The following is a 23455-nucleotide window of genomic DNA, read 5'->3' as shown; positions in this document are numbered from 1 at the left end:
AGCGCCCCCCTTCCGCTTGCGGATGGGGGGCTTTTTTCTTCCTGGAACAGGAGTGAGCACGATGCCCGAATCCTGGCCCTACTGGATCGCCGGCGCCCTGGCACTTTTCTGGTTTGTGGGCGCGTACAACCGGCTCATGCGCCTGCGCTCGGCCGCGTTGCATGCGTATGCGGCCCTCGATGCGGCATTGGTGCGGCAGCTCGATTTCGTTCAGGCCCGCATCGGCGAGGCCGAGGCGCCCGCTTCGCCTGAGCCTGCGTCGGGTGCCTCGCTGAACGCCGCGGCCGGCCAACTTGCCACCCTTCTGGCGACGACGCGCCTGCGACCGCTCGAGCCGACCGGCATCGCCGCGCTCGGCACGGCCCTGCACGTCCTGCTCGCGGCCTGGCAACGCATGCATCCCGACGCGGTGATCAGCTTCGAGGCCGATGGGACCCTTTCGCGTCCCGCCCCTCTCGACGGCAACGACGAGCCGTTCGAAGGCGTCCCCCCCATTCCGTGGCCCGAGCCGTCCGCGGCGGCGGAAATCGCCCGCAGCCAGTTCAATCTGGCTGTCGCCCAATACAACGCTGCGATCACCCAGTTCCCGGCCGTGCTGGTGGCGTGGATCATGCAGCTCCGACCGGCGGCCCCGCTGCACTGAACCCGGCGCGTGCGCGTTCCCCGCGTTTCCCGCTATTACCATCGACCCAAGTTGCCAGATTCTCCAGACTCCATTCCAGCTTCGCCCGGCTCACCCGGTTCGCCGCCACTGTGGCGGCAGTTGCAGCTCACCGCCGCGGCGCTCGCCTCGATCCGCAGCGGCGTGTCGGGTTCCGTCGCCTTCGAGGCGGTAGAACCCGGCCTGCGCCCCGGCGTGCAAGCGCTCGGCTTCCAGGTGCTGCGCTGGCTCGGTCGCGCCGAGGCGCTGCGCCGCCAGCTCGCCAAGCGCACGCCGCCGCCCGCTGCCGACGCGTTGCTCTGCACCGCCCTCGCGCTGGCGTGGGACGCCGCGCGCTCGCCCTACGAACCCTTCACGCTGGTCGACCAGGCGGTCGAGGCCGCCAAGCGCAATCCGGGAACCCGTGCCCAGGCGAGCTTCATCAACGCCTGCCTGCGACGCTTCCTGCGCGAGCGCGATGAACTCGTCGCCGCCACCGAGCGCGAGCCGGTCGCGCAGTGGAATCACCCGCGCTGGTGGATCGAGCGCCTCAAGCGCGATCACCCGCGCGAATGGCAGCGTGTGCTGTCGGCCGACAACATGCAGGCGCCGATGACGCTCCGCGTGAACGTGCGCAAGACCGACGTGGCGTCCTTCCAGCGTGCCCTGGAGGCAGCCAGGCTGCAGGCAGTGCCCGTCGGCCCCAGCGGGCTGCAGCTGGCGCGCGCGCGCCCGGTCCAGCAGCTCCCGGGCTTCCCCGAGGGCGAGTTCTCGGTGCAAGACGCGGCTGCGCAACTCGCCGCCCCCTTGTTGCTCGACGGCCTCCGGCCGCAAGGCCCGTCGCCCATGCGGGTGCTCGACGCGTGTGCGGCGCCGGGCGGCAAGACGGCGCACCTGCTCGAATTCGCGGCCCCTGGGACCATCGAGGTCACGGCGCTGGAAGTCGATGCCGCCCGCAGCCGGCGCATCGACGAAACCCTGGCGCGGCTCTCGATGAGCGCCAAGGTCGTCGTCGCCGACGCCTCGCGCCCGGCGCAATGGTGGGATGGCGTGCCCTTCGACGCCATCCTGCTCGACGCCCCGTGCACCGCTTCGGGCATCGTCCGCCGGCACCCCGACGTCCGGTGGCTGCGCCGGGAAAGCGACATCGAACAGCTGGCGCTGCAACAGGCGATGCTGCTGGCAGGGCTCTGGCCGCTGGTCCGGCAGGGCGGCCGGCTGCTGTATTGCACCTGTTCGGTGTTTCGCGAGGAAGGCTCGCACCAGATTGAGGCGTTCCTTGCACACAACACCGATGCCCGTTTGCTGCCCTCGCCGGGCCATTTGCTACCCCAAAGCGGGGTGAATGCGCGTGGCGTCCCGGACAATCCGTTGGGTGATCACGACGGTTTCTTCTACGCCCTGCTCGAGAAGCTCTAGCGCTGACCAACCCGGCCCGGCCTGGCTGGCCGTGCTGATGATGCTCGTCGGGCTCCTGGCATGCCTGCCCGGATTGGCGGCCGCCGACCCCCACGGGGCGGCGGTGACGCAGATGCGTCTGGAGCAAGCGGACGACGGTGTTTACTTCACCGCACAGGTCCAGTTCGAACTGCCGCCCTCGGTCGAGGAGGTGCTCGAAAAGGGGATCGCCATCTATTTCGTGGCCGACGCCGAGCTGTACCGGGAACGCTGGTACTGGACCGATCTCAAAGTTGCACAGGCGACCCGGCACATGCGGCTCGCCTACCAGCCCCTCAGCCGCCGGTGGCGGCTCAACGTGTCTCCCGTGCCCATCACCAACGCAGGCTTCGGCGTCTCGCTGAACCAGAACTTCGACACCCTGGCCGACGCCCTCGACGGCGTGCGCCGGGTGGGCCGGATGCGCCTTGGCGACGCCGCCGACATCGGCGACGAGGGCATCCACCCCGTGACCTTCCGCTTCAGGCTCGACACCTCGCAGCTTCCGCGGCCCTTCCAGATCACCGCCTTCGGCCAATCGGACTGGAATATCTCCATCGAGAAGAGCATCCGGCTGCCGCTGGAGAAGGCGAAGTGAGCACCGATTCGCGCGGTGGCAACCGGCCGCCGCAGGCGGTGCGGCGCTCCCGTGCCCGCCGCTGGGCCCTCGGCGCCGGCGCGGCGCTGGTGACGGCCATCGGCCTCGTGCTCATGTTCCTGCTGGCGCAGGCCACCAACAACCGCGCCTTCTACGAGCGCAACTACGCGCGCCTCTTCGGCATCAACGTCGTCGTGGCGGTGGTGCTGGTGCTCGTCATCGGATGGGTGGCGTTCAGGCTGCTGCGGCGTTTGCGGCAAGGCAAGTTCGGCAGCCGCCTGCTGATCAAGCTGGCCGCCATCTTCGCGCTGGTCGGCGTCGTGCCCGGCATGCTGGTGTACGTCGTGTCCTATCAGTTCGTCGCCCGGTCGATCGAAAGCTGGTTCGACGTCAAGGTCGAGGGGGCGCTCGACGCCGGCCTCAACCTTGGCCGCGCCACGCTGGACTCGCTGTCGGAAGACCTGATGAACAAGACCAAGTCGGCCAGCGGCCAACTGGCCAATGTTTCCGACGCCGGCGCCGGCCTGGTGCTCGAGCGCATCCGGGACCAGCTCGGCGCAACCGACGTCGTGCTCTGGACCGGCAATGGACAACTCGTGGCCGGCGCGGGGCTGTCGCGCTTCCAGCTCAACCCGGAGCGCCCTTCGCCGCAGCAACTCCGGCAGGTGCGGGCCGACCGCGCCATCGCTCATATAGAAGGACTCGACGAAACGCCCGCCCCGGGCGCCGCCGCGCCGCCGCCGGCGAACGTCCGCGCGCTCGCGCTGGTCCAGCGGCAAGGCTTCGAGTTCAACACCGAGCCGCGCTTCCTCCAGGTCACCCAGCCGCTGCCTCCCGCCGTGGTGGCGAATGCGCTGGCCGTGCAGGAGGCCAACCGCGAGTACCAGGAACGGGCGCTCGCCCGCGAGGGTCTGCGGCGGATGTATATCGGCACGCTCACGCTGACCTTGTTCCTGGCAGTGTTCGGTGCCGTGCTGCTCGCCGTGCTGTTCGGCAACCAGCTCGCGCGGCCGCTGCTGGTGCTGGCCGATGGGGTGCGGCAGGTGGCCGGTGGCGACCTGCGGCCCACGGCCGTCCTGCAGGGCAAGGACGAGCTGGGCGGCCTCACGCGCTCCTTCGCCGTCATGACCCAGCAACTGGCGGACGCGCGCGGCGCGGTCGAAAAGACCATGGGTGAACTGGATGCGGCCCGGTCCAACCTGCAGACCATCCTCGACAACCTGACCTCGGGCGTGATCGTGCTCGACACCCGCGGCGTCATCCACTCGACCAACCCGGGCGCGACGCGCGTGCTGCGTGCGCCGCTGGCCGCCTTCGAGGGCCAGCCACTGGCCGACGTGCCCGGACTGGGCGAATTCGCTCAGAACGTGCAGCAACAGTTCGACGACTTCGAGGTCGAGCGCATGCAGCACGGGCTCGACCACTGGCAGCATGCCTTCGAGCTGCACGCCGAAGGCGACGCCATGGGCGAAGACGCCATCAACATCGTGGCGCGCGGGGCCGAGCTGCCCGATTCCGCAAGACTCCTGGTGTTCGATGACATCTCGGAGATCGTCTCCGCCCAGCGCGCGCAGGCCTGGGGTGAAGTGGCGCGCCGCCTTGCGCACGAGATCAAGAATCCGCTGACGCCGATCCAGTTGTCTGCGGAGCGCCTCGAGATGAAGCTCTCGGGCAAGGTCGCATCGCCCGAGCAGGCGATCCTCACCAAATCCGTCAAGACCATCGTCGACCAGGTCGATGCCATGAAGCGGCTGGTCAACGAGTTTCGCGACTATGCGCGCCTGCCCGCGGCCGAGCTGAAGCCGGTCGACCTGAACGCCCTCGTGGCCGATGTCCTGCACCTGTATCCGCCGGACCACCACGCGAGCGTCGCGCTGCGTTCGGAGCTGGACGAGCGGTGCCGGCCCATCCGCGCGGACGCCCAGCAGATCCGCCAGGTCATTCACAACCTGTTGCAAAACGCGCAGGATGCGGCGGAGGTGACAGCCCATCGCACCGGGCAGCCGGGCGAAGTCGTCATCCGCACGCGACTCTCCGATTCCGGCCAGCGCGTGCGCCTCACCGTGCAGGACAGTGGCACCGGCTTTGCAGAGAACATTCTCAAGCGCGCCTTCGAGCCCTACGTCACGACGAAGTCCAAAGGCACCGGACTGGGCCTGGCGGTCGTCAAGAAAATCGCCGACGAGCACGGCGCGCGCATCGAACTTTCCAACCGCCTAGTCGATGGGGCTGTGGCAGGGGCACAAGTCTCGTTATCATTCGCGCTTGCAGCTGAGCCGCAGGGAGCGGTCGCTTACACCGAAGATTCGAAGTCACCCATCACCTGAAGCACCCCGAAGTGCCGGGCGACGGACCGGCAAACGGACCTCTCACCTATAAGACACACGGCGCACAACTAAGCACAAATGGCAAACATCCTCGTGGTCGACGACGAGCTGGGCATTCGAGACCTGCTCTTCGAAATTCTCAATGACGAAGGCCACAACGTGGAACTCGCCGAGAACGCAGCCGAAGCGCGCGCCGCTCGACAGCGTGCCCGTCCTGACCTGGTTCTCCTTGACATCTGGATGCCCGACACCGACGGCGTGACGCTCCTCAAGGAGTGGTCCGCGGCCGGCCTGCTGAGCATGCCCGTCGTCATGATGAGCGGCCACGCCACGATCGATACGGCGGTCGATGCCACACGCATCGGCGCCTTCGCGTTCCTCGAAAAGCCCATCACCTTGCAGAAGCTGTTGAAGGCCGTCGAGCAAGGCCTTGCGCGCGAAAGCGCACGGCGCGCAGCGGCCAGCGTGGTGCCGCCCGCGAGCAGTTTCGCCGCGGTGGTCACGACGGTGGGCGACAGCGCGCTGGTGCCCGCCGTCCATCAGCTGCCGCCCGCGGATCTAGGGCCGCAGTCCACGCAGAGCTTCGACCTGGACCGTCCGCTGCGCGATGCACGAGACGGTTTCGAGAAGGCCTACTTCGAGTTCCACCTTGCGATGGAGAACGGCTCGATGACGCGCGTGGCCGAGAAGACCGGCCTCGAGCGCACCCACCTTTATCGAAAACTGAAGCAACTCGGCGTTGATCTTTCGAGAGGGCGCAGAAGCGCTGTATAATCGCAGGCTGCACACCAAGGCCCGGTAGCTCAGTTGGTAGAGCAGCGGATTGAAAATCCGCGTGTCGGTGGTTCGATTCCGCCCCAGGCCACCAAATTCAAAGCCCCTGATTCTTTGTTGAATCAGGGGCTTTTTGCATTGCGTTGCGCCAGCGAGATCAATGGATCAGAAGACGACCTTGTCCCCAATCCTGATGTCCTTGAACCAGGCCTTCTTGGCCGCGAGATTCCCGCTGCTGCCCAGCATGAGCATCACGGCTGGCGTATTCGTGGCGCCGGGAACTTGAGCGTCCGGGTTCGGCCAGTTGTAGATGCACGCATCCGGGTAGGCCTGGATGAGAGCCTGCAGCGAGCCGCCGATCGGATCCTTGTTTGGGCCCAGCACGACCGTTGAGTTGACGGGGCCGAGGATCGGGTTGTAGTAGTCCGTCGACTTCCAAGCCGTGCTGCTCGCCGCAATACTGGCCGTGTAGGTGTAGTAGCCGTCGGCATCGGGCCCCGTCGGGCTCATGTCACTGAGGTTGGTGATCAGGTTGGCCCAGCCGGTGCCATCGCATTTCTTGCTGATGGAATAGGTGACGTAGGGAAGGCCGGCGCCAGTCGTCGCACCCCTGCCGTCATCCTTCGACTTGAAGCTGAACCCTGCAAACTCCGACAGCTTCACCCCATGCAGGATCCCTGTGCCGAGGATCGCCCGGTTGCCAGTGATCCCCGTGTGATAGCTCTTCTGCGTGGCTGGTGATGCGCTGGCCCGCGTCTCGAGCACAAGGGCGTTGGCGGCGGGATCGAACGCGACCGACGCGTTGTTGTCCGAGAAATCCATCGTGCAGACCGGCAGCTTCGTGCCGTCGGCAGAGCAATCTGCATCTCGCCACGTCGCGAGCGCCACAGTCACCGTCACGCTGGCCGGCGCGCTGTTCTCCTTGCCGTCATTCACGATAAGGCTGAACACATAGTCGCCTGGTATGTCTGCGGTGAACTCCGGCTTCGCCAAAGTGGGAGACGCCAGGGTGGCTGCGCTCGCGGCCGGCTTCGTTGCCAGGGTCCACTGGTAGGCGAGCGCATCGCTGTCGGCATCCGAGCTGGCGCTGCCGTCGAGCTTGAACGGCTTGCCGGTGATCGTGCTTTGCGCGTTGCCTGCATTGCTCACCGGTGCGGTGTTGTTGCTGGTCGACGGACGCGGTGCAGGCGCTGGCGCTTGCGATTGCGCGACCGGGGGAGGCACCGGTGACTGCGCCTGCGCGGCCGGGGCGGGTGCCGGCCCTGCGTAGGAGCCCGAACCTCCCCCGCCGCAGGCCGTGAGAGCCAAGGCTGCGGCAGTAGCGGCGATCGTGTTGAACAGGGGCTTCGGGCAGGACGCCATGGGGAGCCTCATTGGTGCGGTTGAATGTTACAAAAAGTACTAATTGTAATTAAACCGCTTCAATCGAGCCCTCGCCGCAGGCTCAGACCGTGACTTAGTTCGTGATGTGGGCGGGTACTGAATGCGTCCATTCCCACGGCAGGCCTCCAAGGCCGCGGCAGGGCGTCCCAATCCCTCCGGCTACTTCGATGCCGCCATCCTTCTAGGCAAGGGCTGCAACGAAAGCCGCGATCTTTCCAGCCGTAGCCAGCACGGGAGGTGCAATGTCCGCGACAGCTTGAGCGGCTTGCTTCAGCCCCTCGACGCTGATCGACAAGAAGGAGCGATCCGGTTTCGTCTTGGTTGCTTCCGACACAACCAACTCAGCCGTCTTGGTCACGCGCTCTGCATCGTCCGGGCGTTGCTTCGCGACCGCCTGAAGCCCGCTCTCGAGATCCGTGATCAAGCGCTCGAGCTCCTGCTGCCGGTCCGCGCTCCACCCAGGCGCCTGCTTCACGGTCTGGACCACATTGTCGAGACGAGATTTGATGTTGACCGGGCCGACGATATTGCTCAACTGGATCTTGTCCTTGGACATGTCGAACTCCGTTTTCCCCATGAAGTTGAAAACCTGTCGCCGTGCTTCTTCCGAGTACCTGTCGCGCTGCGAGCGCAGCAACGCTTCCTGAAATCCCTTGTAGCGCTTGATCTGCTTCTCTTCCGTCAGCTCGAGATAGTCTTCCTCGAAGACATCAAGCTCGGTCGTAATCGTCTGCACAAGGTCTGCCGCGCCTTCTGCAGGCACATAGCGCGGCTGATACTCACGCGGAACGATCGGATGGTAGGGATGCGTTGGATTGCGCGTCAACAGAATGCACGGCGTCAGGGCAGAGCGCGCAACGCCGAGCAAGTAGTACTCCGCCGGTGTGAGTCCTTCGACCACTGCAATGCAAACGGCCGCGCACTGAACGGTCTGCTCGGTGATCAGGTCATCCGGCAAGTGGCGACCCCGCGGGAGCAGGAGCGGGCTGTAGCGTCTTTCCTCAAGCAACTTGAGGAGTGCGCCGCGGCTCTCCTGGTCGAGTTGGGTGGCCCCGACGATCACGCAGGTCCGGCGTGTCCTCGCCGGCTGGTAAGTGGGAGGGGGCTCGTCGCCAACGTAGCTCTTCAGCAACCGAATGCCGTGTCGATGGTCGCGCGCCTCTCGCAGAAGCCGACGCCGCGAGAAGCGGCGTTGCAGCACACCGGCTGGTACGAGGTCATCCGGCAAGACGTCCTCCACGAACACCAACTGCGGCTTGCGGGCACGCAAGCCCAGGCCGATTTCCCACTGGATGTATTGCGAGGGAGCGGGATCGCGCCACGTGACCACGGCGACCATCGCGTCCGTGCTGCGCAGGTGGCGTTCGGGCTTTGCGCTGTTGAGTCGGGCGGAAGGTGGGTCCAGGCTCGGCATCAGTTGCTCGTCCACCATCAGTTCCTGAAAGAACTCATTGACGTCTTCGTCCGCCGGACGGTAGCTGTGAGAGTAGTAGATCACTTGCACATGAGCCCTCCTTCTCCTGGCCGCATCCTGCCATACCCAGGTGGCAAGGGGCCCGCAAGCTACGCCGGTCGCAAGCGCGCAGTCATCGGGTCACGGCTTCGATGACCCCGAAGGCCCCGGCGTCGATCACGGCCGCCACCCGCAACCCCGCCGGCCCGAGCAGCGCCTCGAACTCCTCGCGCGTCCGCTCCCGGCCGCCCGGCGCGACCAGCATGTTCAGGTCGGAGAACTTCGCGTCGCGCCCCTCATTGGGCGGCGCGATGACGCGCTCGACGAGCAGCACGCATCCATCAGCCGCCATCGCCTTGCGAACCGTCGCCAGGATGCGAACACCATCGACGTCGTCCCAGTCGTGGACCACCGAGCGCAGCACATAGGCATCCGCACCCTCGGGCACTTCGTCGAAGAAGCTCCCTCCCACGATGCGGGCTCGGTCGGAGACACCGGCGCGTTGCATGAAGGCGCCCGCCGCAGCCACGACGTGCGGCTGATCGAACAGGATGCCCTGGAGTCCGGGGTGCGCAGTCAATACTGCCGCCAGCAGCGCCCCTGTGCCACCGCCCACATCGACGACCGTGCGAAAGCGCCCGAAGTCGCAGGCAGCGAGCAGTGCGGCACTCGCTTGACGCGAGAGGGCCGTCATCGCGCGATCGAAAAGTGCGCTCTCTTCCGGCCGGCTCGCGCGGTAGCTCCAAACGTCGGCGCCATGAACGTGTTGAAAGGCGTTCTCACCCGTGCGCACGCTGTGCAGGAGCCCGCCCCACGCCTGCCAGTAGCCTGGACTGCCGATGAACGCGGCCCAGCCCGCCATCGAGCCGGCCGTGTCCGCGCGAAGCTGCTGGCCGAGCGGTGCGAGTTCAAACGTTCGGCCGTTGCCCTCGCGCAGGATCTCGACGCTCGCCAGCGCACGCAGAAGGCGATACAGCGTCGGCGCATGCGTGCCGGTGTCCGCCGCCAACGCGTCGGCGGTGCGGCTGCCTTTCGCCAGCAGGTCCGCGATGCCGAGCGTCGCAGCGACATGGATCGCCTGGGACACCTGGTAGCCATCGATCAGTCGGCGAATCGTGATCGCCGGATTCGAATCGCTCTGCATGGCGTGATCCTTCCGTCCTGTTGGGCCGGTCGAGCATTGTGGACCTGCCACGTCCGCAATTCGAGCCTCTGGCTGGAAGGCTGGAACATGGTGCAAGATGGCACCTCCCTCGACTTGGTGCCGCCCCATGCGTACTTCCTACTTGTGTATTGGCCCCGTTGCGATTGCCTTGCTCTGCGCCATCCCGGCGTTCGCCCAGCCCGCGCCCGCGAAGACTGACGCCGATTGCTACGCGCAGCAAGCCGCGCTGGAAAAGGACATGCGCGCCGCACGCTCCAGGGGCCAGATGCTCCGCCGCCGCCAGATCGAGGAAAACCTCCACGCCTTGCAGGCCCGATGCGAGGAAGCCGCCAAGAAGGACACCCACGAAGCCCGCGTCATGCGCCAGAAAAACGCAGTGATGCAACTTCGAATCGACCTCGACCGCGCCGAGGAAGACCTGCGCAAGCTGCTAGCCGAAAAGAAAAAGTAGCCCGCGCCGCGTCGTGAGCTGCCGCGGAACCGGCTCCGCCGGTCCGCCGGCAGCGCCCCCTGCAAGGGGGTAGGCGAAGCGACACGAAGTGCGCGAAGCCTGGGGGTTTGCTAAAAGTCCACCAGCGCAAGCCCGATGTTGAACACCGTGCGCTTGCGGTTGTAGTCGACCAGCGTGTCGCCGTAGCCGTAGAACAGCGATGCCTGGAATCGAAGGTTGCTCTTGATCGGATCGCCGATCACCTTCAGCCATTCGAGCTTGACGGCGCCCTTGCCGCCATGTGCCGAGACGGCGAGCTGGTTGAGCCGGTCGACCTGCCAGCCGAAGCGGATGTCGGCGTGGCCCAGGTAGGTGGTGATGTCGGGGTTGTCGTCGTCGGCCGAGTTTTCGGAAATGCGTTTCCACACGCGCCCGGTGAGGATGAACTTGTCGTCGAGCTCCACGCCGCCCATCAGGTAGACGCGGTTCCAGCTGCGCGAGTAGGGCAGGTCCTGGCCGTTCGACTGGTGCACCAGGCCCAAGCCGGTGTAGCGCACGCGCCAGCCACCCGGCAGCTTGTAGTCGGTCGGGTAGCTGTAGATCAGTTCCGGCTCGTGGTCGGTGGTGCGGAAGGGCCGCGAAAGCTCCTCGTTGAACACCTGCCAGGTCGATTGCTGCGAATAGGCGAACCAGAGGCCGTCCTTCTTGACCGGATCGTCCCCAGTGAGCAGCCCCTGTGCGAGCTTGGTGCGCAGCGACAGGCCGATGCGCATGTCCTGCGCCTGGTAGGGCCGGTCGACGCCGGTGCGGCCGGGCGCCGGCGATGTCGCGGTTTCGGGATCGCGGGCCGCCACGCCGAGGCCAACGCTGAGCGGGCGGTAGCCGCGGAAGCCGAAGGTGCCGCAATTGCTGCCGGCTTCGAGTTCCCAGAAGCGCGACAGCGTCGAGTATTGGCGGTCGCGGCAGCCGTCCTCGGTGGCGACGGTGACCACGCGCGTGGCCGGTATCTCGGCGTTCACGGGCGGCAGGGTTTCGGCGAGCACTGGCGGCGCGGCCGGCACCGCCGCGGCGGGCAAGGTCTGCTGTTGGGCCCAACGGTCGAAGCAGGCGAGCCGCGCCTGGTTGTTGGCGCTGCCCGCGAGGCCCTGGCACTGTTGCCAGGTCAGTTCCGATTCGGCCAGGGGGCTGGGCGGCTTGTCCACTGCCTGGGCCTGGGCGCCGGTGGTGGCGCCGATTCCGGTGAAAAGAGCGGTGAAGAAAAGAGTTTGTCTGTTCATCGATCAGTTACCGAGTTGCCAATCTTGTTCAGCACGAAGGGATGCGTGGTGTCGCTCGCCGCATCGCGCCAGATGCCTTTCCATTCCTTGCCGCACGACGGCGCCTGCAGTTCGCCCAGCCAGACGCCGGTGATGGCGCGGCCGTCCAGCGATTCGTCCAGGCTCAGCATGCCCTCGTCGTCGATGTCGCCCGCCAGTTGGGCAACCGTGGCGGGGACGCCATCGCCGCCTCGGGCGATTGTGCCGCGCACGCCGGCGTAATCCGGATGTTGACTGAGCTTGACAATTGCGGCGCCATTCTGTCCGTCGATTCGCGCCTCCCAGGTGCCAAAGAGCGCCTGGAGCGGCAGGTCGGTGCCGCGGGTGGGGCAGGCTGCCGTGGCCGGCGCCTCCGGACCGCCTGGGGTCGCGGCGCAGGCGCACGCAACGCAGGCGGCGGCCAGGCAGGCCATCAACGCGGACTTCATGGCGCCGATGCGGCCGCTGCAGCCGCGGCCGCGTTGTCCTGGGCCTTCTTGGCGAACTCCGCACGCAGCGCCTTGAGCTTCTCGCGCGGGTCTTCCTTCATGGTCTTCTTGTCGAGCGCCATCTCGGCGATGAAGCGGCTCGGCTGGGCCGCCACCATCTCGCGGCCCTTCTTCCGGCGCTTGGTCCAGCTCACGGCCAGGCTGCGCTGGGCGCGTGTGATGCCCACATACATGAGCCGGCGTTCTTCCTGCAGGCGCTCCAGCGTGCTCTCGCTGACCTTTTCCTGCCGGCCTTCGTCGTCGTCGAGCTTGAAGGGCAGCAAGCCCTCGGTCACGCCGACGAGCATCACGTGCGGCCACTCCAGGCCCTTGGAGGCGTGCAGCGTCGACAGCGTGACCACGTTCTGGTCCTGCTCCCGCTCGCTGATGGTGGACAGCAGCGAGATGGTCTGCGCGACTTCGAGCAGGCTCTTGCGTTCGTTCTCGACGGTGGCGCCCGACGCATCGTCGATCTGCCCGCCGCAGCGCTGCGACATCCAGTCGCAGAACTCCATGACGTTGGTCCACCGGCTCGCGGCGGCCTGCTCGCTGTCCTCGCCGTCGTAGAGGTGCTTCTCGTAGTCGATTTCCTTGAGCCACTCGGCCAGGAACGCGCGAGCGTCCTCGGCACCCATGGTGCGGCGGGCCCGGTATTCGAGGTCGTTGATGTAGCGGCCGAACTCGTGCAGGCCTTCCTGCGCGCGCTTGGGCATCACGCTCGGCAGCGAAGGGCTGAACAGGGCCTCGAAGAGGCTCAGCTTGTACTGGCTCGCGAAAGTGCCGAGGCTGGCCAGCGTGGTGTGGCCGATGCCGCGCTTGGGCGTCGTCACCGCGCGCAGGAACGCCGGATCGTCGTCGTTGTTGACCCACAGGCGGAACCAGCCGCACAGGTCCTTGATTTCGGCGCGGTCGAAGAAGCTCTGGCCGCCCGAGACCTTGTACGGGATCTGAGCCTTGCGCAGCGCCTGCTCGAACACGCGCGCCTGGTGGTTGGCCCGGTAGAGGATCGCGAAGTCGCGGAACTCCTTGAACTGCGGGCCTTGCGAGGTCGCATCGCCCGCGCGCAGGCTCTGGATGCGCGCGACGGTGCGCTCGGCCTCGTGCGCCTCGTTGTCGGCGTCGACGATGCGCACCGGCTCGCCTTCGCCCAGTTCGCTGAACAGCGTCTTCGGAAACAGCTTGGGGTTGGGCCCGATCACGTTGTTGGCCGCGCGCAGGATGGCGCTCGTGCTGCGGTAGTTCTGCTCGAGCTTGATGACCTTGAGGTTCGGAAAGTCGATCGGCAGCTTGCGCAGGTTGTCGAGCGTGGCGCCGCGCCAGCCGTAGATCGACTGGTCATCGTCGCCCACGGCGGTGAAGCGCCCGCGTTCGCCGACCAGCGCCTTCAGCACCTCGTACTGCGTGGCGTTGGTGTCCTGGTATTCGTCGACCAGCACATGGCCCAGCGCGGCCTGCCATTTGCTGCGGACCTCGTCGTAGTCACGCAGCAGCTTGAGCGGCATGCCGATCAGGTCGTCGAAGTCCACGCTCTGGTAGGCCGCCAGGCGCTCTTCGTAGCGGCCCATGATGCGGGCGGTGATGCGCTCGTTGTCGTCGGCGGCCTGGGCCTCGGCCTGAGCGGCGTTCAGGCCCATGTTCTTCCACTTGCTGATGGTCCATTGCCAGATGCGCGCCGTGGCGGCGTCGGTGGTGCCGCCTGCGTCCTTCAGGATCTTGGTCACGTCGTCGGCGTCGAGGATGCTGAAGGCCGGCTTCAGGCCCAGCACGGCCCCGTCCTCGCGCATCATGCGCACGCCGAGTGCGTGGAAGGTGCAGACCACTACTTTCTTGGCGTCGCGCCCGATCAGGCCCTTGGCGCGTTCGCGCATTTCGGACGCGGCCTTGTTCGTGAAGGTGATGGCCGCGATGCGCTGGGGCTCCAGCCCGGCCTGGATCAGGCGTGCGACTTTCTGGGTGATCACCCGGGTCTTGCCGGAGCCCGCGCCCGCGAGAACGAGACAGGGACCGTGCATGTAGTTGACGGCTTCTTGCTGCGCTAGATTGAGACCGGAAGACATGTATGGGGGAAACGAGGGCGCAAAGCGCGCAATGATACGGGTCGCATCGTGCGCGCCGAGGCCCGCCGATGTGCTAGGGCAGCGCCAAAGGCGCCGGTTCGCCCGTGTCGCGCGTCCAAGCACAATCGCCGCGTGCTCCAGATATTTCTTGTCACCGTCCCCTTCTTCGCGCTGATCGCAGCGGGCTACGCGGCCGCACGTGGCGGTGCATTGCCGCTTGCTGCCATTCCGGGGCTCAATGTCTTCGTCCTGTACTTCGCGCTGCCTTGCATGCTGTTCCGCTTCGGCGCGGGCGCGCCGATCGACCAGTTGCTGGATGGGGCCGTCGCGCTGATCTGGGGCGTCAGCGCGCTGGTCGTGGTCGGGGCCACCGTGGCGTTGACCCGCAACGAGCGGATCGGCTGGAACGATGCGGCCTTCGGCGCGCTGGTGGCCGCCTTCCCGAACACGGGCTTCATGGGCGTGCCCTTGCTGGTGGCCATCCTCGGCGCACAGGCGGCATCGCCGACGATCATCAGCATCGCGTTCGACATGATCGTGACGTCGTCGCTGTGCATCGCCCTGTCGCGTCTCGGCGGGGCGGACGGGCATGGCGCCGCCAAGGCGATGGGGCAGGCGCTGCGCGGCATATTGCAGAACCCGATGCCCTGGTCGATCCTGCTGGGCGCCGCGGCGTCCGCCAGCCGGCTCTCGCTGCCGGGGCCGGTGGATCGCACGGTCACGATGCTGGCCGAGGCCGCGTCGCCGGTGGCCCTGTTCACCATCGGCGCCGTGCTGGCGCGTTCGGCGGTGCTGGCACGCGAGCATCGCGCCAGCGCGCTGGTCGCGCAGGCGATGGGTGACGCGACGTCGCCGGTTCGGCAGGCGCCGATGCGCGATGTGCTGCCGGTGGTCGCGATCAAGCTGGTGGCGCACCCCCTGCTGGTCTACGGCGTCGCGAGGGGCGCGATGGCGCTCGGCCTGCCGCTGGAGCGCCAGGCGCTGGTCACCATCGTGCTGGTGGCTGCGCTGCCCAGCGCGAGCAATGTGTCGATGCTCGCGGAGCGCTTCGGCGCGGACAACGGCCGCGTCGCCCGCATCATTCTCTGGACGACCGTCGCCGCCTTCTTCACCTTTCCGCTGGCGGTCGGCTGGCTGCAGTAGCGAGGGCCTACGGCGTCAGTACGCCGAGCTTGTAGGGGTCGGCGTCGGACAGCAGCTCGCAGCGCGACATGTCGCGGCCTTGCGTGCCATCGCAATAGAAGGTGTTGTAGACACGGCCGAAGAGCGTGGGGGTCGAGGTGAACAGCACCCCCTGGCTGGGCTGCCAGCGTTCCTTGGGGGTCGAGGCCGGCAGGGCGGCGGCTGGCGTCGCCGCGGCTGCCGCGGGCGCAGGGGGTTCGGCGGCTGCCGGCGCGTCGTCCGCCGGTCCGGCGAATTCGGCCAGTGTCTTCAAGCCATCCTCTCCGCTCCAGCGGCTGACCAGATCGGCCGGCCGCGGTCGCTGCGACACGGGGATCAACAGGCCGTTGACCTGGAATCCGCGCCCGAAGCGATGTTCCTTCCCGGCCAGGAAGGCGTAGGCGCAGGCGGCGTGGCACTGTCCTTTCGCCTCAGTGTTGACGCCCGTGGCCCGGATCGCCTGTGCGAAGTCGCGTGCGACATCGGGCGTTCCGCCAAGCGAGTTCTCGAACACCACGGTCCGGACCTTGCCGCTCGCCAAATGCTCTTCGAACGCCTTGATGGCGGTGCCGTCCAACATGCCGCTGACCACGAGGCGGCTGCCCTCGAGTTCCAGCTCGGCCGCATTCGTACCCAAGGCCACGCAGACGAACGAAAGACCCCAGACGACCCCGCGCGACGTTTTCACTTTGTTTCCCCCTATCGCGAGATTTCGGTGTGAATCCCGCCTTCTTGTAGATTGGACGGCGTCTCGGCCTGACGTCAACCCTTGTTTCAGAGTATTTCCTACAGCCGGCTCCCAGAAACAAGGCGATAGTGCTAACTATTGCTTTTAGTTAGTGCTTAGGTTCTCAAAAGCGCTGATAAAGTGAATCCCTGAATCGGGAGAGTTGGCATGACGACATGGTTGCGCGGGGTCCTGTGGGTGGTTTGGCTCGCCAGCGCCTTCTGGCTATGGCATGTGGGCGCCCTCGGCGTGGGAAGTGCGCTGGCGGCGGGCTTGCTGAGCCTTGTCCTTTTGATCTGGCCTGGTCCGGCAAACCGACGACGGCGCTCGTCCCTCCAATACGTCGAGATGGGGAAGGAGCCCGTCAGCCTGCGTTGAGCGGCAGGCCGCCGGCCTCAGATGCTGTGCGGGTCCACGTCGACCAGCCAGCGAATCACTCCCTTGCCCTCTGGCGCGCGCCGCAGTTCGTGCAGCAAAGGCTGCCAGCCCGCGAGCACGCGCTGGAGCGCTGCGCGCGATGCGCTCTCGATCAGCATCTGCGCCCGTTCCACATTCGCCACGCGCTGGATCGCCAGCGGAACGGCCGGGTAGCGCGTGACCCGGTCGGCGCCTTCCAGGACATCTGCTGAGACGCTCGCCGCGTTCAGGAAGGCCTGCGCTGCGTCCTGGGCCCGCGCATCGGCCCGCAAGAGCGCCTGGAAAGCGAAGGGCGGCATGCCCGCGGCGGCGCGGTCCTCGAGTTCCTGTTGAGCGAAAGCCGGGTAGTCGTGCCGGCGCAGCGCCGCGAAGAGCGGGTGTTGCGGGTGATGGGTCTGGATCCACATCTCCGCCGTCGTACCCTGCGAGGACAGGTACGCCGCGTCGCGGCCCGCGCGCCCGGCTGATTGCATGAGCAGGCTGAACAGGCGCTCGGGCGCACGAAAGTCGCTGGAGAACAGTGCCCCGTCCGGATTGATGGCCGCCACCAGCGTGATGCGCCGGAAATCGTGCCCCTTGGCGATCATCTGCGTTCCGACCAGCACGTCGACCTCGCCCGAATGCACGGCGGCGAGTTGCGATTCGAGTGCGCCCTGCTTGCGCGTGCTGTCCGCGTCGATGCGCGCGATGCGCACCTCGCTGCCGTCCGGCCGCTTGACCGCAGCGAACAGTTCGCCCAGATGTTCTTCGAGCCGTTCCGTGCCGCGGCCCACCGGCGCGATGTCGAGGTTGCCGCAGGCCGGGCAGGCGCGCGGCACGCGCTCGGTGAACCCGCAGTGATGGCAGCGCAGCGTGCGGTCGATCTTGTGGAACACCCGGTACGCGCTGCAGTGAGGGCATTCGCTCTTCCAGCCGCAATCGCCGCAGGCCAGCACCGGCGCGTAGCCCCGCCGGTTCAGGAACACCATGCTCTGCTCGCCGCGTGCGATCCGCTGGCCGATGGCATCGAGCAGCGCGCCCGACAGCACCGTCCGCGGCGGCTGCAGGTTCATGTCGACCAGTCGCACCGCCGGCAGCGTGCCCGCGCCGATGCGCGAAGGCATGGCGAGCCGGACATAGCGGCCCCCGGCATCCTCGCCCTGCTTCGGTCGGCTTTGGTGCCAGCTTTCGAGCGACGGCGTGGCCGAACCGAGCATCACCTTGGCGCCTTCGCGCTGCCCGCGCCACACCGCCAGGTCGCGCGCCGAATAGCGTGCGCCTTCCTGCTGCTTGTAGCTCGGGTCGTGCTCCTCGTCGACCACGATCAGCTTCAGGCCCGGCATGGACGCGAACACGGCCATGCGCGTGCCGAGCACGATGCGCGCCGTGCCGCTGTGCGCCGCAAGCCAGCTGGCGAGCCGTTGCGGATTCGTCATGCCGCTGTGCAGCGACACCACCGCAGCGGTGCCGAAGCGGCCGTCGAAGCGCTCCTTGAAGCGCGCTTCGAGCTGCGGCGTCAGGTTGATCTCCGGCACCATCACCAGCGCCTGCGCCGTGGGGTCGCGCTCCAGCAAGGCCGCGACGGCGCGCAGGTAGACCTCGGTCTTGCCGCTGCCCGTGCTGCCGAACAGCAGGAAGGGGCCGGCTTCGGCATCGAAACGGGCCAACGCCTGGGCTTGTTCGTCGGTCAGCGCCACCGCTTGAGGTATCTCGCCCGTTGCCTCTGGCGTGGCGGAAGCCCCTTGCCGCTTCAACCGCCGGGCCAGCTGGACTGTGGTCAGGTCCCGAAGCTGCGGCGGCAGGGCGGCGAGCGCGATTTCCCCCAGCGAGCGCTGGTAATAGCGCGCCGCGAAGGCGACTAGATCGCGCCAGGCGTCGCCGAGCGGCGGGAGCCCGTCCAGTACTGCGCCGACGGGCTTGAGTTCGATGGGCGCCTCGGCCTCATCATCGTCCGGATGCACCGCCCAGACCACGCCCAGGACCTCGCGACGCCCCAGCGGCACCCGCACGAGGGCCCCTGGAATCATCGGCACAACACTTGCGTAGCTAAGGACATCCCCTAATGCGCTGTGCGCCGGGGTCTGGACCGCGACGTCCACACGCCATTTCAAGGCTGACTCCCGCTTCGGGCGTTTGTTAAAGCGACTTTGAGCAAAACGACCTAAGTTGTTGATTTGTCTGCGCTTTGCAGTCCATCCAGATTTTCTGTGGATAACTTTGTTGATATCGGGGCTTGACTCGCTGCGAGCCCTTGAAAATCAAGGCTCCGGCTGGAATGCACGCAAAAAAAGCAAAGTTCGAAACCTATGTAAATCAAGGACTTAGCGGCGCTATCGCTTTAGGAGCAGGGGTGCATGGACAAAATATAGTTTTGCGCACCGCAACAGGGGTTTTGTGCATAAGTCAGTCCCTCCTCACGCTTTTTCGTCCTTGACAAACGCCTGGGACTCGTTCTCGTTGCTTACAAGTGATAACAATACGCTCATGCACGCAGGGCGCGGGACTGGGCATGCACTGCCGCAACGAGTGCGGCCACGTGATCGGGCGGCGTGAACTGGCTGATGCCGTGCCCCAGGTTGAAGATGTGCGTCGGGCCGCTCGTGGCGTGATCGGCGTGCGGCCGGCCGAAGCTCTGCAGCACCTTCGCCACTTCGGCTTCGATCTGCGCGGGCTGTGCGAACAGCACGTTGGGATCGATGTTGCCTTGCAGCGCCTTGCCGTCCGGCCCCTCGCCCACGAGTGAACGCGCCTTGCCGAGGTTGACGGTCCAGTCGAGGCCGAGCACCTCGCAGTCGAGTGCGCGCATGTCCTGCAGCCAGAGGCCACCGCCCTTGGTGAACACGATGCGCGGCACCGGGCGTCCGTCGGCGCCTTCGCGCTTCAGTTGCGAGAGCACGCGCGCCGTGTAGGCGAGGCTGAATTCCTGGAAGGCGCCATCGGCCAGCACGCCGCCCCAGCTGTCGAACACCATCACGGCTTGCGCGCCGGCGTCGATCTGTGCGTTCAGGTAGGCCGCCACCGAGTCGGCGTTCACGGCCAGCAAGCGGTGCATCAGGTCCGGGCGGCTGTAGAGCAGCGTCTTGACCTGGCGGTAGTCGCTCGACCCGGCGCCTTCGACCATGTAGCAGGCCAGCGTCCACGGACTGCCCGAAAAACCGATGAGCGGTACGCGGCCATCGAGTGCGCGGCGGATCGACGCGACCGCATCGAAGACGTAGCGGAGCTTGTCCATGTCGGGCACGGCGAGCGCGCCGATCGATGCCTCGTCGCGCACCGGTCGCGCAAAGCGCGGACCTTCGCCGGCTTCGAACGACAGGCCCAGGCCCATCGCATCCGGCACGGTCAGGATGTCCGAGAACAGGATGGCCGCATCCAGCGGGTAGCGCTCCAGCGGCTGCAGCGTCACTTCGGTCGCGTAGTCGGTGTTGGTGGCCAGCCCCATGAAGCTGCCGGCCTTGGCGCGCGTCGCCACGTATTCGGGCAGGTAGCGCCCGGCCTGGCGCATCAGCCAGACGGGTGTGTGATCGGTGGCCTGGCGCCAGCAGGCGCGCAGGAAGGTGTCGTTCTTCAGGGGGGCGAAAGGCATCCCGCGATTGTCGCAGGGCGCTCTTTCTCCGTTCCTACAAGAGCTTGTTGTGCTCGACCATGATGCAGCGGTCCTGCACCACCTCCAGCCCGGCCGCGCGCGCCTTGGCGGCGGCGGCATCGTGCCGGATGCCGAGCTGCAGCCAGACGGCCGGGGCGCCGATGGCGATGGCCTCGTCGATCACGGGCGGCACGTCCTCGGCATTGCGGAACACGTCGACCAGTTCGATCTTCTCGACCTGGGCCGCTGCGGTGAGCGAGGGGTAGGCCTTCTCTCCGAAGACTTCGCTGGCGTTCGGATTGACCGGAATGATGCGGTAGCCGACCGACTTCATGTACTGGGCCACCCCGTGGCTGGTGCGGTGGGGCTTGGGTGACAGGCCGACGACGGCAATCGTCCTTGTCCGCTTCAGCAGCGGAGCGATGGCGGCATTGGGAACGTTGTGAACGTTGGAGTTGGCGTTCTTGTCCATCTGCCCATCGTGCCGTGATGGTCGGGGAGCGCCAGCCACCGCTGTCCTACGAGGGTAGGCCGGCGGCCGACAGGCTCAGGTCTTGTACTTGATCGAGCAGCCGTAGGGCCGGGTGGCCGCGGCGCTGATCGCCTTGCCGTCGAAGGCTTCGCCCAGCGCCTGGTTGACGTAGTTGGTGGCGGTCTTGATGTCCTCGGGGCGCGAGGAGGGGATGCTGTCGATGCCGCCTGCGTAGACCAGCGTGCCCTTGGGGTCGACGATGAAGATGTGCGGGGTCGTCCGCGCGCCGTAGGTCCGGCCGATGACGCCGTCCTCGTCCATGAGCACGGCTGTCGGGGCGCCGGACTGGTCCTTCATCCAAGCGTCGAGCGCCGTGGGTTTCAGGTAGTCGCTGGCGGCGCGCTCGGTGGAATTGATGGCGAGCCAGACCACGCCCTTGGCCGTCGCGGCCTTCTGGGTCGCGGGCATGCTGCCGCTGCCGTAGTGCTTGCGCACGAAGGGGCAGCCCGGATTGGTCCATTCGAGCACCACGAACTTGCCGGCGAAATCGGAGAGGCGATGCTGCTTGCCGGCGGTGTCGACGCCGATGAAATCCGGCGCGGGTTGGCCGACGGCCGGTGCGGCGAGGGCTTGGGAATTGATCAGGAAGGTAGCACCGAGTGCCACCGCGGCCGTCATGACCGCCCGGCGCGACGCCCGGTCGAGCGCGGCGCGGGCATTGCGCGCCGCACGGTAGGAACGCGACTCGGAAGATGACGATGAAGACATGGTCGACTTGACCTCCAGTGGATAAATCTCAATAACCACCGCAGCTTAGAACGGTTTCTTCATCTACTTGTGACAACCCGTACCGTGTCATGGTCAATGATTGTCACAGGGCGGCGAGGGCCGCGCGCACTTCGTCCTTGCCGAGGATTTCCGTCAGCACGACAGGCGCCTTGCCGGGCGCCTGCAGCACGTAGACCGGAACCCCGCTGCGGCCCAGTTCCGCAAGGGCCGCGGTGATCGCAGGGTCCCTGCGCGTCCAGTCGGCGCGGAGCATCGCGACGTTCTTCGCATCGAAATCGGCCAGCACTGCTTCGTCCGCCAGCGTGCTTCTCTTGTTGTATTGGCAAGTTACACACCAGGCGGCCGTGAAGTCCACGAACACCGGCCGGCCGGCTGCCGCGATTTCCTTCGCGCGTGCGGCCGACCAGGGTTGCCAGCGCTCGCCGGACGCTGCCGCCACGGGCTCCACGGGCCGCAGCACGTTGCCGCCGATGGCGCCGGCCAGCGCCGCCGTGGTCGCGAGCGCCAGGCCGGTCACCACGAAGCGGGTGCGGCCGCGCAGGGTCAGCGCCCAGACGATGGCCGACAGGCACACCAGCAGGCCCAGCAGAGCGCCGGCGCCGTCGATGCCGCTTTGCTGGCCGAGCACCCAGACCAGCCACGCGACCGTCGCGAACATCGGGAAGGCCAGCAGGCGGCGCAGGGTGTTCATCCAGGCACCGGGCCTGGGCAGCAGGCGGGCGACGGCCGGAACGAACCCCGCTGCGAGATAAGGGAGCGCCAGCCCGAGGCCGAGCACTGCGAACATCAGCAGTGCCTGCGCCGCAGGCAGCCCGATCGCGAATCCCAGCGACGCGCCCATGAACGGCGCGGTGCAGGGCGAGGCGATGACGACGGCGAGCACGCCCGACAGGAAGTCATTCGCCACCGGATGCCGTGCCTGCGCGCCGCAGAGCGCGGCCGGCGCCACGTTGCCGAACTCGAAGACGCCCGCCAGGTTCAGGCCGATCAGCGTGAACAGGGCGGCCAGCACGGCGACCACCGCCGGCGACTGCAGCTGGAAGCCCCAGCCGAGTTGCGCGCCCGCCGCGCGCAGCGCGAGCATCGCGCCGCCCAGCGCCAGGCAGGAAAGGATCACGCCGCCCGCATAGGCCATCGACGCCATGCGGTGGCCGCGCCGGTCCTCCGCATGCCGCGTGAAGCTGAGCACCTTGATCGCCAGGATCGGAAACACGCAGGGCATCAGGTTCAGCAACAGCCCGCCCAGCAGGGCGCCCACCAACGCGGCGATGAAGGTGCCCCGGGGCTGGCTCGGCGGCGGCGCGGCGGTATTGGCTTCGAGGGCGGCCTGCAGCGCCGGCGACACCTGCGCCCTTGCCGCCACGGTGGGCCATGTGCCGCTCACCGGTGCCTCGGCGCGCCAGGCGATGGGCTGGCCGGCCTGCCGATCCGCCTCCGCCAGCGCGACGACCACCGGCATCACCGGGGGGCTGGCGCTGCGCTGCTCGGCCAGCGGCACGGTCGCGGTCCAGGCGTCGCCTTGCCACGATTGCGTCCAGTCCTTGCCGAGCACGGCGGCGGTGTGGACCACCTCGGGCGTCTCGGGGAAGAACTCCAGCGTCTTGCCCCGCGCCGATGCGGGCAGGCCGTCGAGCCGGATCTGCAGCTTGTCGCCGGCGATGGCGATCTCGCCGGGTTTCGGCAGTGCGGCAGGTTGTGCGGCCAGGGCCGCGTCGAACTCGGCCTTGTGCAGCGCGGTCGAGCCCTGCAGCGGCAGCTTCAGCTGGAATTCGCCTTCCTCGGGGATGCACTCCTTGCGGCAGACCAGCCAGGAGGCTTTCAGCCGCACATCGAGCTCGGCGGCGCCTGTCAGCGACGTGGGGGGCTTGAAGTCGGGCGCGACGGTGAGCGGCACCGGCAGCAGCACCGTGCCCTCGAAGCCGTAGTTGGCCAGATTGCCGATCGGGATCTTCCGCGGCACCGGCCACGCGATGTCGCCGCTCGACACGCCCGGCGGCAACGACCACGCGAGTTCGGTTGGCAGGCCGGAGTCCCCGGCGTTCTTCCAATAGGTGTGCCACTCGGGCTGGTGCGTGATCTGCAGGCCGACCCACACCGGCGCGCCGGGGGAGACGCCGTCCGGCGCATGGGCCATCAGTTCGGCCCGCACGTGCGGCGTCGTGACCACGGACCCGATGCGGGAGGACAACTGCGCCGCGGCCGGCATGCAGGCCGCGAGCGTGGCGAGCAGAAGGCCAGCGAGACGAAGGGGGGAGAAAAGTGCCATGCCGTTCAGTC

The 23455-nt window shown here is 67.2% G+C and carries 19 protein-coding genes and 1 tRNA gene; 8 read left to right on the top strand and 12 right to left on the bottom strand.

Going from position 1 to position 23455, the window contains the following annotated elements; all coding sequences use genetic code 11:
• The first annotated feature begins 61 nt into the window (after positions 1 to 61).
• The 6 genes from QTH90_RS27725 to QTH90_RS27700 all read left to right on the top strand — a co-directional run bounded on the left by QTH90_RS27725 (position 62) and on the right by QTH90_RS27700 (position 5870).
• The gene (locus tag QTH90_RS27725; RefSeq protein ID WP_353506642.1) at positions 62 to 643 is read left to right on the top strand and encodes a lema family protein; all 582 of its coding nucleotides are present in this window, start codon (positions 62 to 64) and stop codon (positions 641 to 643) included.
• A 51-nt stretch (positions 644 to 694) separates the two neighbouring features.
• A complete protein-coding gene (rsmB, locus tag QTH90_RS27720; protein ID WP_286667801.1) occupies positions 695 to 2059 on the top strand; it encodes a 16S rRNA (cytosine(967)-C(5))-methyltransferase RsmB in 1365 nt (454 codons plus the stop codon).
• Between the two features lie 37 nt (positions 2060 to 2096).
• Positions 2097 to 2675 (top strand): DUF4390 domain-containing protein, encoded by a 579-nt coding sequence (locus QTH90_RS27715; protein ID WP_286667872.1) that lies wholly within the window; start codon positions 2097 to 2099, stop codon positions 2673 to 2675.
• Complete coding sequence (locus tag QTH90_RS27710; protein ID WP_286667800.1) at positions 2672 to 5002, top strand: sensor histidine kinase; 2331 nt, start codon at positions 2672 to 2674, stop codon at positions 5000 to 5002. Before QTH90_RS27715 ends, QTH90_RS27710 begins: the two co-directional genes overlap by 4 nt.
• A gap of 78 nt (positions 5003 to 5080) precedes the next feature.
• Positions 5081 to 5776, top strand: a complete 696-nt coding sequence (locus tag QTH90_RS27705; protein WP_286667799.1) for a response regulator — start codon at positions 5081 to 5083, stop codon at positions 5774 to 5776.
• Positions 5777 to 5794: 18 nt separating this feature from the next.
• A tRNA-Phe gene (locus QTH90_RS27700) sits at positions 5795 to 5870 on the top strand.
• A gap of 71 nt (positions 5871 to 5941) precedes the next feature.
• Here QTH90_RS27700 and QTH90_RS27695 read toward each other — a convergent pair.
• From QTH90_RS27695 to QTH90_RS27685, 3 genes are all read right to left on the bottom strand, one after another.
• The gene (locus QTH90_RS27695; RefSeq protein WP_286667798.1) at positions 5942 to 7138 is read right to left on the bottom strand and encodes a PKD domain-containing protein; all 1197 of its coding nucleotides are present in this window, start codon (positions 7136 to 7138) and stop codon (positions 5942 to 5944) included.
• Between the two features lie 202 nt (positions 7139 to 7340).
• Positions 7341 to 8663: a hypothetical protein gene (locus tag QTH90_RS27690; RefSeq protein WP_286667797.1), complete on the bottom strand. Its 1323-nt coding sequence runs from the start codon at positions 8661 to 8663 to the stop codon at positions 7341 to 7343.
• Positions 8664 to 8745: 82 nt separating this feature from the next.
• The gene (locus QTH90_RS27685; RefSeq protein ID WP_286667796.1) at positions 8746 to 9756 is read right to left on the bottom strand and encodes a methyltransferase; all 1011 of its coding nucleotides are present in this window, start codon (positions 9754 to 9756) and stop codon (positions 8746 to 8748) included.
• A gap of 127 nt (positions 9757 to 9883) precedes the next feature.
• Here QTH90_RS27685 and QTH90_RS27680 point away from each other — a divergent pair, with 127 nt between their 5' ends.
• A complete protein-coding gene (locus QTH90_RS27680; RefSeq protein WP_286667795.1) occupies positions 9884 to 10228 on the top strand; it encodes a DUF1090 family protein in 345 nt (114 codons plus the stop codon).
• A gap of 110 nt (positions 10229 to 10338) precedes the next feature.
• Here QTH90_RS27680 and QTH90_RS27675 read toward each other — a convergent pair whose 3' ends face one another.
• The 3 genes from QTH90_RS27675 to QTH90_RS27665 are packed head-to-tail and all read right to left on the bottom strand — an operon-like array spanning position 10339 to position 14047.
• Positions 10339 to 11484 carry a phospholipase A gene (locus QTH90_RS27675; RefSeq protein ID WP_286667794.1) on the bottom strand — a complete coding sequence of 382 codons (1146 nt, stop codon included), beginning with the start codon at positions 11482 to 11484 and terminating at the stop codon, positions 10339 to 10341.
• Complete coding sequence (locus tag QTH90_RS27670; RefSeq protein WP_286667793.1) at positions 11481 to 11951, bottom strand: hypothetical protein; 471 nt, start codon at positions 11949 to 11951, stop codon at positions 11481 to 11483. The genes QTH90_RS27675 and QTH90_RS27670 overlap by 4 nt, the downstream gene beginning before the upstream one ends.
• On the bottom strand, positions 11948 to 14047 hold the full coding sequence (locus QTH90_RS27665; RefSeq protein ID WP_286667792.1) for an ATP-dependent helicase: 2100 nt from the start codon (positions 14045 to 14047) through the stop codon (positions 11948 to 11950). Before QTH90_RS27665 ends, QTH90_RS27670 begins: the two co-directional genes overlap by 4 nt.
• Positions 14048 to 14179: 132 nt before the next feature.
• Between QTH90_RS27665 and QTH90_RS27660 the strand changes: the two genes are divergently transcribed.
• The gene (locus QTH90_RS27660) at positions 14180 to 15190 is read left to right on the top strand and encodes an AEC family transporter (protein ID WP_286667791.1); all 1011 of its coding nucleotides are present in this window, start codon (positions 14180 to 14182) and stop codon (positions 15188 to 15190) included.
• A 7-nt stretch (positions 15191 to 15197) separates the two neighbouring features.
• On the opposite strand, the gene QTH90_RS27655 is transcribed toward QTH90_RS27660, so the two are convergent.
• The 6 genes from QTH90_RS27655 to QTH90_RS27630 all read right to left on the bottom strand — a co-directional run bounded on the left by QTH90_RS27655 (position 15198) and on the right by QTH90_RS27630 (position 23444).
• A complete protein-coding gene (locus tag QTH90_RS27655; RefSeq protein WP_286667790.1) occupies positions 15198 to 15896 on the bottom strand; it encodes a hypothetical protein in 699 nt (232 codons plus the stop codon).
• 434 nt (positions 15897 to 16330) lie between these two features.
• Complete coding sequence (gene priA, locus QTH90_RS27650) at positions 16331 to 18442, bottom strand: replication restart helicase PriA (RefSeq protein WP_286667789.1); 2112 nt, start codon at positions 18440 to 18442, stop codon at positions 16331 to 16333.
• 371 nt (positions 18443 to 18813) lie between these two features.
• A complete protein-coding gene (hemE, locus tag QTH90_RS27645) occupies positions 18814 to 19917 on the bottom strand; it encodes a uroporphyrinogen decarboxylase (RefSeq protein ID WP_286667788.1) in 1104 nt (367 codons plus the stop codon).
• Between the two features lie 34 nt (positions 19918 to 19951).
• Positions 19952 to 20389 (bottom strand): CoA-binding protein, encoded by a 438-nt coding sequence (locus tag QTH90_RS27640; RefSeq protein WP_286667787.1) that lies wholly within the window; start codon positions 20387 to 20389, stop codon positions 19952 to 19954.
• 75 nt (positions 20390 to 20464) lie between these two features.
• On the bottom strand, positions 20465 to 21157 hold the full coding sequence (locus tag QTH90_RS27635; RefSeq protein ID WP_286667786.1) for a thioredoxin family protein: 693 nt from the start codon (positions 21155 to 21157) through the stop codon (positions 20465 to 20467).
• Positions 21158 to 21260: 103 nt separating this feature from the next.
• The gene (locus tag QTH90_RS27630; protein ID WP_444814774.1) at positions 21261 to 23444 is read right to left on the bottom strand and encodes a protein-disulfide reductase DsbD family protein; all 2184 of its coding nucleotides are present in this window, start codon (positions 23442 to 23444) and stop codon (positions 21261 to 21263) included.
• Positions 23445 to 23455 lie beyond the last annotated feature (11 nt).

The sequence above is a fragment of the Variovorax flavidus genome, from assembly GCF_030317145.1.
Classification (GTDB): Bacteria; Pseudomonadota; Gammaproteobacteria; order Burkholderiales; family Burkholderiaceae_C; genus Variovorax; species Variovorax flavidus.
The sequence above is the reverse complement of the archived record's forward strand: the minus strand, read 5'-3'. Positions and strand labels throughout refer to the sequence as shown.